Origin of the sequence: Streptacidiphilus rugosus AM-16 (assembly GCF_000744655.1) — a bacterium.
In the GTDB taxonomy this organism is placed as follows: domain Bacteria; phylum Actinomycetota; class Actinomycetes; order Streptomycetales; family Streptomycetaceae; genus Streptacidiphilus; species Streptacidiphilus rugosus.
This window is the reverse complement of sequence record NZ_JQMJ01000004.1, coordinates 6622903-6636849: the sequence shown is the minus strand read 5'-3', so window position 1 is coordinate 6636849 and position 13947 is coordinate 6622903. Positions and strand designations below refer to the sequence as shown.

Sequence of the window (13947 nt, the reverse complement as noted above, 5' to 3'; positions counted from 1 at the left end):
CCGGTCACTCGCCCGCGAGCAGCGCGCCGGCGTCCAGCGTCTGCTCGCCCTTGTTCCAGTTGCACGGGCACAGCTCGTCGGTCTGCAGCGCGTCGAGGACCCGCAGGACCTCCTTGGGGTTGCGGCCCACGGAGCCGGCGGTGACCATCACGAACTGGATCTCGTTGTTCGGGTCGACGATGAAGACCGCGCGCTGCGCCGTGCCGTCCGGGGCCTCGACGCCGCAGTCGCGCATCAGCTCGTGCTTGATGTCGGCCAGCATCGGGAAGGGCAGGTCGCGCAGGTCCTTGTGGTCCTTGCGCCAGGCGTGGTGCACGAACTCGGAGTCGCCGGAGACGCCGAGGACCTGGGCGTCGCGGTCGGCGAACTCCTCGTTCAGCTTGCCGAAGGCGGCGATCTCCGTCGGGCACACGAAAGTGAAGTCCATCGGCCAGAAGAAGATCACGCGCCACTTGCCCTCGTAGGACTTGTGGTGGATCGACTCGAACTCCTTGCCGGCCTCCAGCGAGACGCAGGCGTTCAGGTCGTACGCGGGGAACTTGTCGCCGATCGTGAGCACGGGGGTGATCTCCTCTGAGGGATGAGTGAGGTACCCGCTCAATCTCGCATGTCGGACATTGATCAGTGAAATAGCTACAGTGGAAGCAGTTGATCGGAGGAAGTTATCAGCAAGGCCCGCACCACCCGTACCGCCCGCACGCCCAGCGTCGCCCAGCTTCGCGCCTTCGCCGCGGTGGCCGAACACCGCCATTTCCGTGAGGCCGCGGCCGGCCTGCGGATGAGCCAGCCCGCGCTGTCCGGCGCGGTCGCGGCGCTGGAGGAGTCGCTCGGGGTCCAGCTCGTCGAGCGGACCACCCGCAAAGTGATCATCACACCCCTGGGCGAGCGGGTGGCCGTGCACGCCCGCGCCGTCCTCGGCGCGCTGAACGCGCTGACCGAGGAGGTCGAGTCCTCGCGGCGGCCGTTCACCGGGCCGCTGCACCTCGGGGTGATCCCGACCATCGCGCCCTACCTGCTGCCCACCGTGCTGCGCCTGGCCCGCGACCACTACCCGGACCTGGACCTGCACGTCCACGAGGAGCGGACGCACCAGCTGCTGGACGGGGTGGCCACCGGCCGTCTCGACCTGCTGCTGCTCGCCCTTCCGGCCGGGGCGGGACTGGTGGACATCCCGCTCTACGACGAGGACTTCGTCCTGGTCACCCCGCCCGACCACGAGCTCGCCGGTCGCCACGACGTCCCCCGCGACGTGCTGCTCGACCTGGACGTGCTGCTGCTGGAGGAGGGCCACTGCCTGCGGGACCAGGCGCTCGACCTCTGTCGCGAGGTCGGCGCCGAGCCGGGCGCGACCAGGGCGGCGGGGCTGTCGACGCTGGTGCAGCTGGTGGCGGGCGGCCTGGGCGTGACGCTGCTGCCCGCGACGGCGGTGGCCGTGGAGACCGGGCGGGCGGCGGGCCTGTCCGCGACCGGTTTCTCCGCTCCTCCGCCCGGCCGCAGGATCGGCCTCGCGCACCGTCCCTCCTCCGCGCGCACGGCGGAGTACGAGCGCTTCGCGGAGTCGCTGCGCGAGGCGGTGGCGGAACTGCCGGTGCGGATCATCCGGCCGTGAACCGCCGGGGCCTACGCTGAGCCCCATGAGCAACCTCGACCTGAAGCCCGAGCCGAGCGTCTGCGGCGGCCGTGAGGATGTCGCCGCTCAACCGGTACGGGAGCTGTTGACGGGGAAACAGGTCCCCCTGGGTGAAAGCACGGTCGTCAGGCGGCTGCTGCCGAATCTGGGGCGCCGGATGGTGGGCGCCTGGTGCTTCGTCGACCAGTACGGGCCCGACGACATCGAACGCGAGCCGGGCATGCAGGTGGCGCCGCATCCGCACATCGGACTGCAGACGGTGAGCTGGCTGCACGACGGCCTGGTCGAACACCGGGACAGCCTCGGCACGGTCCAGACCGTGCGCCCGCGGGAGCTCGGACTGATGACGGCGGGCCGGGCGATCTCGCACTCGGAGCAGTCCCCCGCCGCGCACGGGAAGTGGCTGCACGGCGCGCAGCTGTGGGTCGCGCTCCCCGACGAGCACCGGTTCACCGAGCCGGCCTTCGAGCACCACGCCGAGCTGCCCCGGGTGCAGGGGCAGGGCGTCGACGCGACACTGATTCTCGGCTCCCTGGACGGTGCGACCTCGCCCGGCCGCGTCTTCAGCCCGCTGATGGGCGCCGACCTCACGCTCGCCGACGGCGCGGACGCCCGCCTCCCGCTGCACCCCGACTTCGAGTACGCCGTGCTGGCCATGTCCGGCGCGGCGGTCGTCGACGGCGTCCGGGTGGAGCCCGGCTCGATGCTCTACCTGGGCTGCGGCCGCCGCGAACTGCCGCTCCGCGCGGACGACGGTCCGGCGAGCGTGATGCTGCTCGGTGGCGAGCCCTTCGAGGAGAAGCTCGTCATGTGGTGGAACTTCGTGGCCAGGAGCCACGAGGACATCGCGGCGGCGCGTGCGGAGTGGATGCACGGCGAGCGCTTCGGCGTCGTGCACGGCTTCGACGGGGCCCCGATTCCCGCGCCGGAGCTGCCCGCGCTGCGACTGAAGCCACGCGGGCGGGAGCGCTGACGCCCCGGCCCGTCGCCCCGGTCGCGATCCGGGACGACGCGCGGACCTGATCACGGGGCCGGGGCGTCGCCGGGACGACGCGGGGCGGGGACGGTGCGGTCGTTCTGCAGGTCCCACAGGGAGCGGAACAGCCCCGGAGCTTGGACCAGTTCGGCGAAGGTGCCGCTCTGGGTGATCCGGCCTTTCTCCATGCAGACGATCCGGTCGGCCAGTTGGGCGTTGTTGAGGTTGTGCGTCACCAGGATCACCGCACGGTCGCGGGCCAGTTCCCGCAGTCCGGAGAAGATCCGGTGCTCCGCCCGCGGGTCGAGATCGCTCGTGGGCTCGTCCAGCACCAGCAGTCCGCCGGGGCGGTGGATGCTCCGGGCCACGGCGATGCGCTGCCACTGTCCCGAGGACAGGGCCTGGCCGCCCCAGAACTCCCGGGCCAGCAAGGTCGTCAGACCCGAGCGGAGGGTGGCGATCACCTCGTCCGCGCCACTGGCCCGTGCGGCGCGCAGCACCGCGGCGTCCCCCTCGGGCAGCGGCTGGCCCAGCGTGATGTTCTCCCGCGCCGACATCGGCCAGCGCGCGAACTCCTGCGGCACCACGGCGCACTGCCGCCACGCCTCGTGCGGGTCCAGCTCGCGAGTGTCGACGCCGTCCCACTCCACCGCGCCGGACGTGGGCAGGGTCAGCGCGCAGAGCAGCCGCATCAGGGTCGACTTCCCCGAGCCGTTCTCGCCGATGAGGGCGACGATCTCGCCGCGGCGGATCTCCAGGTCGATCTCGTGCAGCGTCTCCTGCTCGGACTCGGGGTAGGTGAAGCTGACCTTCCTGGCGCACACCAGCTCCGGCCGCCCCGGCACGACGGCGCCGCGGTTCAGCCGCATCCCCGACGCCTCGGCGACGAACGAGGACCAGTGGTCCAGATAGAGCCCGGAGCGGAAGATCTGGGCCCCGTAGCCGACCAGGCCCTGGAGCCCCTGGGACGCCGCCCGCAGGGCGAACACCGCGGTGCCGGCCGCCCCGACGGAGATCCGTCCGCCGGACAGCAGCAGTGCGACGGCCGCCCACACCACCGCGGAGGCGAAGCCCGAGGCGACCGATCCCAGCAGCCCGATCTTCGCGCCGCGCCACACCGCCCGGCGCATCGCCAGGTCCACGGCCTCCCCGGCCTCGGCGTACTTGCCGAGCAGGACGGGCGCCACGGTGTCGGAGCGCACCTGGTCCGCCTGCCACTTGTCCGCCAGGTACCAGCGGAGCATGTTCATCACGCGCTGCTGCGCGCTGGTGGAGATCATCGCCTCGTAGGAGATCCGGGCGGCCCGCACCGCCGCCATCGCCTGCGGCACCGCCGCGATCAGCGTCAGCGGGAACAGCAGCGGATGGATGAGCGCCAGCACGACGGCGGCCGAGGCCAGCGTGGCCGTCGAGGCGATGAGGTTCTGCGCCTCCCCGATGATGTCGGCGGCGACCGCGGCGCCCCGGTCCGCGAGATCCCACCGGTCGTTGAAGCCGGGGTGGTCGTAGGCGCTGAGCTCGGCGTTGGTGGCGGCGTCCAGCATCATGTACTGCGCCTCGCGGGCCATCATCGGCGACAGCCGCTGCGACAGCGAACTGATCGCGATCCCCAGCAGCGCGCGCACTCCGGCGGCCAGCGCGAGCACGGCGATCGCGGGCAGGGCCTGGCGCAGCCGCGAGGTGATGTGCCCCGACGCGATCAGCGCGGTGATCGTGCTGTTCGTCGCCAGCAGGCCGAACGCCCCGCTGACCGCGGAGACCAGCTGGCACAGCAGCAGGGCGACGGCCGCGCGCCGGTCCACCCGCCACGCCAGCGTCAGCGCCTCCCGCACCAGGTGCGGCAGCCGGCGGGCCATGCCGGCGGTGGTCATCCGGTCGGCGTGGCCCTCCATGTCCTCGCCCTGGAGGACGAACCTGAGGCTCTCGGCCTCCTCCTGCTCATCGCCCTCGGTGTCGGCGAGGGTCCCGACATGTGTCTCCTCGGTCGTCACACAGCCTCCAGACGCGGTGCGCGTGATGGCGGGTGCCGTCGGGGGAGCCGCGGAAAGCAGCGCAGGCCGGATCGGTCCGTGGCCGGTCCGGCCGGACGGGCCGCGGGTGACGATCCGGCCTGGCCGGTGGAAGGCGGCGACGCCCCCGGGCACCGCTTCGGCGTGGTTCTGGCGCGGACACGGCGGAGCAGACCGATGGTGCCGTTACGGGTACCGACGGGCTCCTCATCGACGCGCGCCCCCCAACTCGCCTCACCCGATGGTCCATCCCCGTGGCCGCGGACGCCAGGGCCAGGGGCCGGAGCGGGGGAGCGCGTCGGCACGTCGCGTGCGCCCCGCGGCGGGGCAGCGAGGGGGCGGGCGGCGAACGTGGCGCAGGGGGGCGTGCGGGACCTGCCCCGGTGTCCGGTCCGTCCGGACCCGCGGGAGCGCTGCGCGTCAGGCCGCGTGCGCGGTACCGGGGGTCGGGGGCTTGGGCCCGGAGGGGAGCAGCTCGGGGTGGTGGCGGCGGGTCACCTCGGGGTGGGCGCGGACCCAGCCCTTGAGCTCGTTCCAGCCGAACTCGGCGTGCAGCGGGTTGTCCGGGTCCTGGGTCACGCCGGTGGCCTGGGACGCGTGCGGGAAGGGCAGCGGCTCGATGCGGGCGTCCAGGCGCGGGTTGTAGAAGAACGGTGCGGAGTAGCGCTCACGCGCTCCCGGCGGGCTGACCACGCGGTGGTTGGTGGCCTTGAGGTAGCCGTCGGTCGCCACCTCCAGCAGCTCGCCGAGGTTCACCACGAACGCGCCCGGAATGTGCGGCACGTCGATGTACCCCTCGCCGTCCGGCGACTCCACCTGCAGCCCGCCGACGCCGTCGGTCAGCAGCAGGGTGAGGAAGCCGTAGTCCTTGTGAACCCCCACGCCCTGGTCGTCCCCGACCGGGGCCCGCCCCGGGTAGCGGATCAGCTTCAGGTGGCTGCGCGGGTGGCCCGCGAAGGCGTCGTCGTAGAAGTCGGCGGGCGCGCCGATCGAGGCGAGCAGCTCGTGCAGCAGGTGGTCGGCGACCGCGCTGAGCCTGGCGATCCAGTGCAGCGCCGTCTCGCGCAGCTCCGGCTGGGCGTCGGGCCACTGGTTGGGACCCTCCAGCCACCAGTACGCCGGCTCGCCGGGGCCCGGGGTGTGCGCGGGCAGTTCCTCGCCGATGTCCAGCTGGTCGCGCCAGTCACGGCTGCCGCGGGTCAGCTCCTTGCCGGTGCGGGTGTAGCCGCGGAAGTGCGGCGAGTTGCGGTTGTCGAGCGCGATCCGGTCGGCCTCGGGCAGGGCGAAGAAGGCGCGGGAGGCGCTGAGCAGCCCGTCGATCTCGGCCTGGCTGATGCCGTGGCCGACCAACTGGAAGAAACCCACGTCACGGGCGGCCCGGTGGAGCGCCTCGCGGTCGAGATGCGCGAGGTCGATGACCGGAAGGGCGGGAGTGGAGGGAGAGACGGAAGCGGTCTGGACGGACATGTCGGTCCTTGGGAGTGCGCGGCAGGGAGGGGGACGCTGGGGTCAGGCCTCGGCGCGACAGGACATGCTCGTGACGCGGACGAAGTCCACGTGGCGGCGGGAGACAAGCAGTGTCATGCATCGAGCGTAACTCCCCCCGGCCGGAACGAGCGGGTGAGCAAGGCGACACTTCGGAGGGAATGCCTGCTCACAGCCTTGCGTTACAGGGGCGAACAGCCGACCGGGCCGCACAACGAAAGGGGAGCCCGTGAACGACCACACGCTTGCCGAGGAGTACGCCCGTGCGCGGCTCTTCTTCGACTCGAAGGCGTACAGCGACGCCGCGCTGATCCTCGCCCCGATCGTCGAGGCCGAGCCGGGCCACGGCGCGGCCCGGATGCTGCTGGCCCGCTCGTACTACCACTCCGCGCAGCTGGGCCGGGCGGAGGCCGAGCTGGAGCGCGTGCTGGAGCGCGACCCGGTCGACGGCTACGCCCGGCTGCTGCTCGGCCGGACCCTGGAGCGCCGGGGCGGACGGGCCGAGGAGGCGGCGACGCAGCTGCGCCTGGCGGAGTCGCTGGGGCAGAGTCTGTACTGACAGATTTCCCAAGGGGCCTTCCGACGAGGGGTTCTGACTTAAGGTCAGCTTAAATTGGTCCAGACCCTTGACGGCAGTATTGGTATGTACCAACGTGATGCGTGTCGGGTACACGACCATGCGGAGGTTGCACATGCCAGGCTCCAGACGGATCGGACTCACGCTCGCGGGGGCGGCCACAGCCTTGCTCGGCTTGGCCGCCTCCATGATCGGCGGCACTGCGAACGCCGCCGCGGCGAGCAATACGACGGGTGCTGCCGCCACCAGTGGCGGAATCAAGGTCGCCTACTACGACCAGTGGTCGATCTACCAGAACGCCTTCTACCCGAAGAACCTCGACACCGAGGGGATCGCGGGCAAGCTCGACTACCTGATCTACGACTTCGAGAACATCGACCCGACCAACCTCACCTGCTTCGAGACCACCAAGGCCACCGATCCGGATCCGGCCGGGGAGAACGATCCGAACGCGGGTGACGGCGCCGAGGACTCCTTCGCCGACTACCAGAAGTCCTACGACTCCAGCATCAGCGTCGACGGCACCTCCGACGTCTACAACCAGCCGATCGCGGGCAACTTCCACCAGCTCCAGGAGCTGAAGAAGAAGTACCCGAACCTCAAGATCCTGCTCTCGCTCGGCGGTTGGACCTACTCGAAGTACTTCTCCGACGTGGCGGCCACCGACGCGTCGCGCAAGAAGTTCGTCTCCTCCTGCATCGACATGTTCATCAAGGGCAACATCCCCTCCCAGGGCGGATTCGGCGGCGCGGGCACTGCGGCCGGGATCTTCAGCGGCTTCGACATCGACTGGGAGTACCCCGGCTCGACCGGCGGCCACCTGGGCAACCACGTCTCGGCCAACGACACCGCGAACTACACCGCGCTGCTCAGTGAGTTCCGCACCGAGCTGAACGCGCAGGGGGCGGCCGACGGCAAGACCTACGCGCTCTCCGCCGCGCTGCCCTCCGGCCAGGAGAAGATCAACAAGATCCAGACCGGCCAGATCGGCCAGTACCTCACCTTCGGCGACGTCATGACGTACGACATGTACGGCGCCTGGAACGCGACCGGGCCGACGGACGAGCAGGACCCGCTCTACGCCAACCCCAACTCGCCGGAGCCGAAGGTCGCGCCGGGCAACGAGACCTACAGCATCGACAACGCGATCAGATCCTGGACGGTCGGCGACTCCCAGTACGGGATCACCGGCGGCTTCCCGGCGAACAAACTGACCTTGGGCATCCCCTTCTACTACCGGGGCTGGACCGGCGTGCCGGCCGGGTCCAACCACGGCCTCTACCAGAGCGCCACCGGCGGATCAGCAGGACAGACGCTCTCCGGCAACGTCCCCGGCGTCGCGATGTACAAGGAGCTCAGCGGCACGGTGAACAACGCCGCCGACACCTTCTGGGACCCGATCACCCAGTCCGCGTACTTCTACGACGGCAACAACTTCTACGGCGGCGAGTCCGCCCAGTCCATCCAGGTCCGCGCCGACTACGCGCACTGCAACGGCCTGGGCGGCTTCATGATGTTCTCGCTCTACGACCTGGATCCGGCCACCACGCTCTTCAACTCCGCCGTCACCGACATCAACGGCTCGGCGAGCAGCTGCCCCACCGGCGGTGGCGGTACGGAGACGGTCTCGGTGACCAACCCGGGCAACCAGACCGGGACGGTGGGCACGGCGGCGTCGGTGCAGGTGTCGGGTTCCGACTCGGCGGGCAAGTCGTTGACGTACTCGGCGACGGGTCTGCCTGCGGGGCTGAGCATCTCCTCGGCGGGTCTGATCTCGGGTACGCCGACCACGGCGGCCACCTCGAACGTGACGGTGACCGCGTCCTCCGGAACCGCGACCGGTACGACGTCCTTCACCTGGACCGTCAACCCGAACAGCGGCGGTACGGAGACGGTGACGGTGACCAACCCGGGCAACCAGACCGGGACGGTGGGCACGGCGGCGTCGGTGCAGGTGTCGGGTTCCGACTCGGCGGGCAAGTCGTTGACGTACTCGGCGACGGGTCTGCCTGCGGGGCTGAGCATCTCCTCGGCGGGTCTGATCTCGGGTACGCCGACCACGGCGGCCACCTCGAACGTGACGGTGACCGCGTCCTCCGGAACCGCGACCGGCACGACGTCCTTCACCTGGACCGTCAACCCCAGCAGTGGGGGTGGCGGCTCACTGGTCAACGGCGGGTTCGAGACCGGCAGCCTGAGCCCGTGGACCTGTCAGAGCGGCAGCTCGGTGGTCAGCAGCCCGGTCCACTCCGGCAGCCACGCGGCGCTGGTCGCGCCGTCCAACAGCACCACCGGTGAGTGCGACCAGACGGTCACCCTGCTGCCCAACCACAGCTACACGCTGACCGGCTGGGTGCAGGGCCCCTACGCCTACATCGGCGTCACCGGCGGCGCCAGCGCCAGCACCTGGTCCAGCTCCAGCAGCTGGAACAAGCTGACCGTGCCGTTCACGACCGGCGCGAGCGGGACGGTGACCGTCTTCGTCCACGGCTGGTACGGCCAGGGCAACGTCAACGCGGACGACTTCGCGGTGAACTAGCCAGGGGGATCGACCGGCGCCACAACTGAACAGCACCTCAGGGGCGGGTCATCCGCAGCACGTCCAGGACTTCGTCCAGCTGCTGCTCGGTGATCCGCCCCTGCGCGACATGACCGCGGTCGAGCACGACCTGGCGGATCGTCTTCTGCTCCGCCAGGGCCTGCTTGGCGATCTTCGCCGCCTCCTCGTAGCCGAGGAAGCGGTTGAGCGGGGTGACCACCGAGGGCGAGGACTCCGCGTACTCCCGCAGCCTCTCGACGTTGGCGGTGATCCCGTCCACGGTCCGGTCCGCCAGCAGCCGGGCCACGTTGGCGAGCAGCCGCACCGACTCCAGCACGTTGCGCGCGATCACCGGCAGCATCACGTTGAGCTCGAAGTTGCCGCTCGCGCCGGCCAGGGTCACCGTCGCGTCGTTGCCGACGACCTGGGCGGCGGCCATCAGCATCGCCTCGGGGATCACCGGGTTGACCTTCCCCGGCATGATCGAGGAGCCGGGCTGCAGATCGGGGAGGTTGATCTCCCCCAGACCCGTCCGCGGGCCCGAGCCCATCCAACGGAGGTCGTTGGAGATCTTGGTGAAGCCGACGGCGATGGTGCGCAGCTGCCCGCTCAGCTCGACCAGCCCGTCCCTCGCGCCCTGCGCCTCGAAGTGGTCCCGGGCCTCGGTCAGCGGCAGGCCCGTCGCGCGCGCCACCTCCGCGATCACGGCGGCGGAGAAGCCGGGCGGCGTGTTGATCCCGGTGCCGACCGCCGTCCCGCCCAGCGGCAGCTCGGCCACCCGGGGCAGCGTCGCCCGCAGCCGCTCGACGCCGTGCCGCACCTGGGCCGCGTAGCCGCCGAACTCCTGCCCGAGGGTCACCGGCGTGGCGTCCATCAGGTGGGTCCGGCCGGATTTCACGACGCTGGCGAACTCCTCCGACTTGCGCGCGAGCACGTCCGCGAGGTGGTTCAGCGCCGGAATCAGGTCGTGCACGACGGCGGAGGCGGCCGCGATGTGGATCGAGCTGGGGAAGACGTCGTTCGACGACTGGCTGGCGTTGACGTGGTCGTTCGGGTGGACCGCCCGGCCGAGCCGCTCCGACGCCAGGTTCGCGACGACCTCGTTCATGTTCATGTTGGAGGACGTGCCGGAGCCGGTCTGGAAGACGTCGATCGGGAACTCGTCGTCCCAGCGGCCGGAGGCGACCTCCTTCGCGGCACTGCGCACGGCGGCCGCGGTCTCCTCGTCCAGCACGCCCAGCTTCGCGTTCACCTTGGCCGCGGCGGCCTTGATCTGCGCCAGCGCGGCGATGTGCGCGCGCTCCAGCCGCTGTCCTGAGATCGGGAAGTTCTCCACCGCGCGCTGCGTCTGCGCGCCCCACTTCGCCTCGGCGGGGACGCGCACCTCGCCCATCGAGTCGTGCTCGATCCGGTAGTTCTCCATGTCCCGATCAGCGTCCCAGGGCGGGAACCTGTTCCCGCCCCGGACACGCCGAGGGCGTCAGCTCTTGGGGCCGACGGGGATGTTCGTGATCAGCGGCTGGACAGGGCCCGGGTCGGTGAAGAAGTCGTTGCCCTTGTCATCGACCACGATGAAAGCGGGGAAGTCCTCGACCTCGATCCGCCAGACCGCCTCCATGCCCAGCTCGGCGTACTCCAGCACCTCGACCTTCTTGATGCAGTCCTGCGCCAGACGCGCCGCCGGGCCGCCGATCGAGCCGAGGTAGAAACCGCCGTGCTTGCCGCAGGCGTCGGTGACCTGCTGCGAGCGGTTGCCCTTGGCCAGCATCACCATCGAGCCGCCGGCCGCCTGGAACTGGTCGACGTAGGAGTCCATCCGGCCCGCCGTCGTCGGTCCGAAGGAGCCGGAGGCGTAGCCCTCGGGGGTCTTGGCCGGGCCCGCGTAGTAGACCGGGTGGTCCTTGAGGTACTGCGGCATGCCGTCGCCCGCGTCCAGCCGCTCCTTGATCTTGGCGTGCGCGATGTCGCGCGCCACGACGAGCGTGCCGGTCAGCGAGAGGCGGGTCTTGACCGGGTGCTTGCTCAGCTCGGCGCGGATGTCGGCCATCGGCTGGTTGAGGTCGACCCGGACCACGTTGTCCGACAGATGCTCGTCGGTGGTGTCCGGGAGGAAACGGGCCGGGTCGCGCTCCAGCTGCTCCAGGAAGACGCCCTCGGGCGTGATCTTGGCCAGCGCCTGACGGTCGGCGGAGCAGGAGACCGCGATGGCCACCGGGCAGGACGCGCCGTGACGCGGCAGGCGGACCACGCGCACGTCGTGGCAGAAGTACTTGCCGCCGAACTGCGCGCCGATGCCCAGCTTCTGGGTCAGCTCGAAGACCTTCTGCTCCAGCTCCACGTCACGGAAGCCGTGGCCGGTCGGCGAGCCCTCGGTGGGCAGGCTGTCCAGGTAGTGCGCGGACGCGTACTTGGCGGTCTTCAGCGCGTACTCGGCGCTGGTGCCGCCGACGACGATGGCCAGGTGGTACGGCGGGCAGGCGGCCGTGCCGAGGGCGCGGATCTTCTGCTCGAGGAAGGCCATCATCGAGGCCTCGTTCAGGACCGCCTTGGTCTCCTGGAACAGGTACGACTTGTTGGCGGAGCCGCCGCCCTTGGCCATGAAGAGGAACTTGTAGGCGCCGCCGTCGGTCGCGTACAGCTCGATCTGCGCGGGCAGGTTGGAGCCGGTGTTCTTCTCGTCCCACATGGTCAGCGGGGCCATCTGCGAGTAGCGCAGGTTCAGCTTGGTGTACGCGTCGTAGACGCCGCGGGACAGGGCCTCCTCGTCCCGGCCCGAGGTCAGCACGGACTGGCCGCGCTTGCCCATCACGATCGCGGTGCCGGTGTCCTGGCACATCGGGAGCACGCCGGCGGCGGCGATGTTCGCGTTCTTCAGCAGGTCGAGTGCGACGAACTTGTCGTTCGGGCTGGCCTCGGGGTCGTCCAGGATGCGGCGCAGCTGGGCCAGGTGCGCCGGGCGCAGGTAGTGCGAGATGTCGTGCATGGCCTCGGCGGCCAGCAGCCGCAGTGCCTCCGGCTCGACCTGGAGGAACGTCCGGCCGTTCGCCTCGAAGGTGCTGACGCCCTCGGCGGTGATGAGCCGGTACGGGGTCTCGTCCTGGCCCAGCGGCAGCAGGTCGGTGTAGGCGAACTCGGGCATCAGCGGACAGTCCTTCACGGTCGGGCGTCGTCGTCGGCGCGCCCTCCAGGGTATCGACCGCCGCGGCCGGACCGGTCGGCGGTGCGGGGGAGGGTGCCGGGGATCACAGTCCGGGGCGGTGGCGGGGGTCGCCGCCCCGGAGGCGCGGCGCGGCCGAGGTCGGGGACGCGGATCTCTGGCCCGGGCGCGGAGGCGCTGACTATTCTCGGGGCTGTGGACAACTCCTCGTCGCCGCAGTCCCCGCAGTCCCCGCAGTCTCCCGATCCGGACCGTCTGCCGCAGGCGTCGCTGCGGAAGCCGCACGCGGACCCGGCCGACGAGTTGCGCGCCTCGGACGCCGACCGCGAGCGCGTCGCCGAGGCCCTGCGCGACGCCTACGCGGAGGGCCGCCTCGACGCGGAGGAGCACAGCCAGCGCCTCGACGCCGCCTACGCGGCCAAGACCATGGGCGAACTGGTCCCGCTCACCCGGGACCTCCCCGCGACGGGCGCCCGTGCGACCTCCGCGCCCGCGTCGATGCAGAGTCCGGCGGGAGGCGACTACATCACGCCGGACTCCAACGAGCTGGTGGCGATCTTCGGAGGCGCGCAGCGCAAGGGACGCTTCCGCGCCGGCCGCAGGCTCAGTGCGCGAGCGGTCTTCGGCGGCGTCGAGATCGATCTGACCGAGGCCGTCTTCGACGGTCCCGAGCTGGTCATCGAGTGCCGGGCGATCTTCGGCGGCATCGACATCAAGGTGCCGGAGACGGTCGGCCTGCGCGGCGGCGGCACGGGCATCTTCGGCGGCTTCGACGTGTCCGAGTCCGCCGGCACCGACGCCTCCGGCCCGGTGGTCACCATCCGTGGCAAGGCCATCTTCGGCGGCGTCGCCGCACGCCGGCACCGCGCCGAGCTGGACCGGGGCCAGGACCGCAAGTCCCTCGACTGACCGGGGCGGACGGGCCGCGGACGGAGTGGTTCCGCTGCACAAGATCTGACGCCGCGTCAAGCGGGTTCACGTATGACGATCAGGCGATCGGATTGTGTGCCGTGTGCATGAATCCGCTTGAGCCGGGGTAGATCCAGGTTCACACCGACTCACCGCGACGTTGCCGTGCGTGAGCGTGCACCCTCCCCAGGCCCGTCGTCAGGAGTGCGCCGTGCTGCATCCGATCGAAGCCAGTCAGGATGTCTTCCGCCCCCGCGTAGCGGGGAGTGCAGTGCCCGCGCAGCGCGGCCCGGACACGGAGGACAACCCCTGGCACACGGGTGCCGCATGCCGGCGTGACGAGGCGGGACTGTTCTTCGCGCCCTCCAAGGAGCCGACCGCCGCGCGGCTGGCCCGTGAGGAGCAGGCGAAGCGGGTCTGCGCACGCTGCCCGGTGCTGCTGGAGTGCCGCGAGCACGCGTTGATCATGCCCGAGCCCTACGGCGTCTGGGGCGGCCTCACCGCGGCGGAACGCCGCGTCGTCCTCGCGCGCCGGCGCCGCCACGACCAGGACCTCCGCATCGCCGGCTGACGCCGGCCGGTTGCACCGCCTCAGAGGCGCGAGGCTTTGCCTTCGCGCCTCCGGCGCGTGGGCGCGACCGGGTGGGTGCGCTTCGCGACGGTGG

11 protein-coding genes are annotated in these 13947 nt (G+C 71.1%); 6 read left to right on the top strand and 5 right to left on the bottom strand.

Annotated features, from left to right (window positions below):
* Positions 1–4: 4 nt before the first annotated feature.
* Positions 5–559, bottom strand: coding sequence for a peroxiredoxin (locus tag BS83_RS38910; protein WP_037608026.1), 555 nt, complete (start codon positions 557–559; stop codon positions 5–7).
* Between the two features lie 105 nt (positions 560–664).
* On the opposite strand from BS83_RS38910, the gene BS83_RS38905 reads away from it, so the two are divergent.
* Together BS83_RS38905 and BS83_RS38900 are read left to right on the top strand one after the other, a co-directional pair.
* Positions 665–1609, top strand: coding sequence for a LysR substrate-binding domain-containing protein (locus tag BS83_RS38905; RefSeq protein ID WP_084714779.1), 945 nt, complete (start codon positions 665–667; stop codon positions 1607–1609).
* A gap of 25 nt (positions 1610–1634) precedes the next feature.
* On the top strand, positions 1635–2603 hold the full coding sequence (locus BS83_RS38900) for a pirin family protein (protein WP_037608020.1): 969 nt from the start codon (positions 1635–1637) through the stop codon (positions 2601–2603).
* 50 nt (positions 2604–2653) lie between these two features.
* Here the strand turns inward: BS83_RS38900 and BS83_RS38895 are convergent, their stop codons facing one another.
* Together BS83_RS38895 and BS83_RS38890 are read right to left on the bottom strand one after the other, a co-directional pair.
* Entirely contained in the window at positions 2654–4597 is a 1944-nt protein-coding gene (locus BS83_RS38895; protein ID WP_232248636.1) for an ABC transporter ATP-binding protein, read from the bottom strand.
* 438 nt (positions 4598–5035) lie between these two features.
* Entirely contained in the window at positions 5036–6082 is a 1047-nt protein-coding gene (locus BS83_RS38890) for an isopenicillin N synthase family dioxygenase (RefSeq protein WP_051945043.1), read from the bottom strand.
* Between the two features lie 247 nt (positions 6083–6329).
* Here BS83_RS38890 and BS83_RS38885 point away from each other — a divergent pair, with 247 nt between their 5' ends.
* Positions 6330–6659, top strand: a complete 330-nt coding sequence (locus BS83_RS38885) for a tetratricopeptide repeat protein (protein ID WP_037608017.1) — start codon at positions 6330–6332, stop codon at positions 6657–6659.
* 133 nt (positions 6660–6792) lie between these two features.
* A complete protein-coding gene (locus BS83_RS38880) occupies positions 6793–9216 on the top strand; it encodes a glycosyl hydrolase family 18 protein (protein ID WP_037608015.1) in 2424 nt (807 codons plus the stop codon).
* 37 nt (positions 9217–9253) lie between these two features.
* Here BS83_RS38880 and BS83_RS38875 read toward each other — a convergent pair whose 3' ends face one another.
* Both BS83_RS38875 and BS83_RS38870 read right to left on the bottom strand, forming a co-directional pair.
* A complete protein-coding gene (locus BS83_RS38875; protein ID WP_037608012.1) occupies positions 9254–10639 on the bottom strand; it encodes a class II fumarate hydratase in 1386 nt (461 codons plus the stop codon).
* A gap of 57 nt (positions 10640–10696) precedes the next feature.
* The gene (locus BS83_RS38870) at positions 10697–12355 is read right to left on the bottom strand and encodes a fumarate hydratase (protein WP_037608009.1); all 1659 of its coding nucleotides are present in this window, start codon (positions 12353–12355) and stop codon (positions 10697–10699) included.
* A 213-nt stretch (positions 12356–12568) separates the two neighbouring features.
* Here BS83_RS38870 and BS83_RS38865 point away from each other — a divergent pair, with 213 nt between their 5' ends.
* The gene (locus tag BS83_RS38865; RefSeq protein ID WP_037608006.1) at positions 12569–13282 is read left to right on the top strand and encodes a DUF1707 SHOCT-like domain-containing protein; all 714 of its coding nucleotides are present in this window, start codon (positions 12569–12571) and stop codon (positions 13280–13282) included.
* A gap of 211 nt (positions 13283–13493) precedes the next feature.
* The gene (locus tag BS83_RS38860) at positions 13494–13853 is read left to right on the top strand and encodes a WhiB family transcriptional regulator (RefSeq protein WP_408641076.1); all 360 of its coding nucleotides are present in this window, start codon (positions 13494–13496) and stop codon (positions 13851–13853) included.
* The last annotated feature ends 94 nt before the right edge of the window (positions 13854–13947 follow it).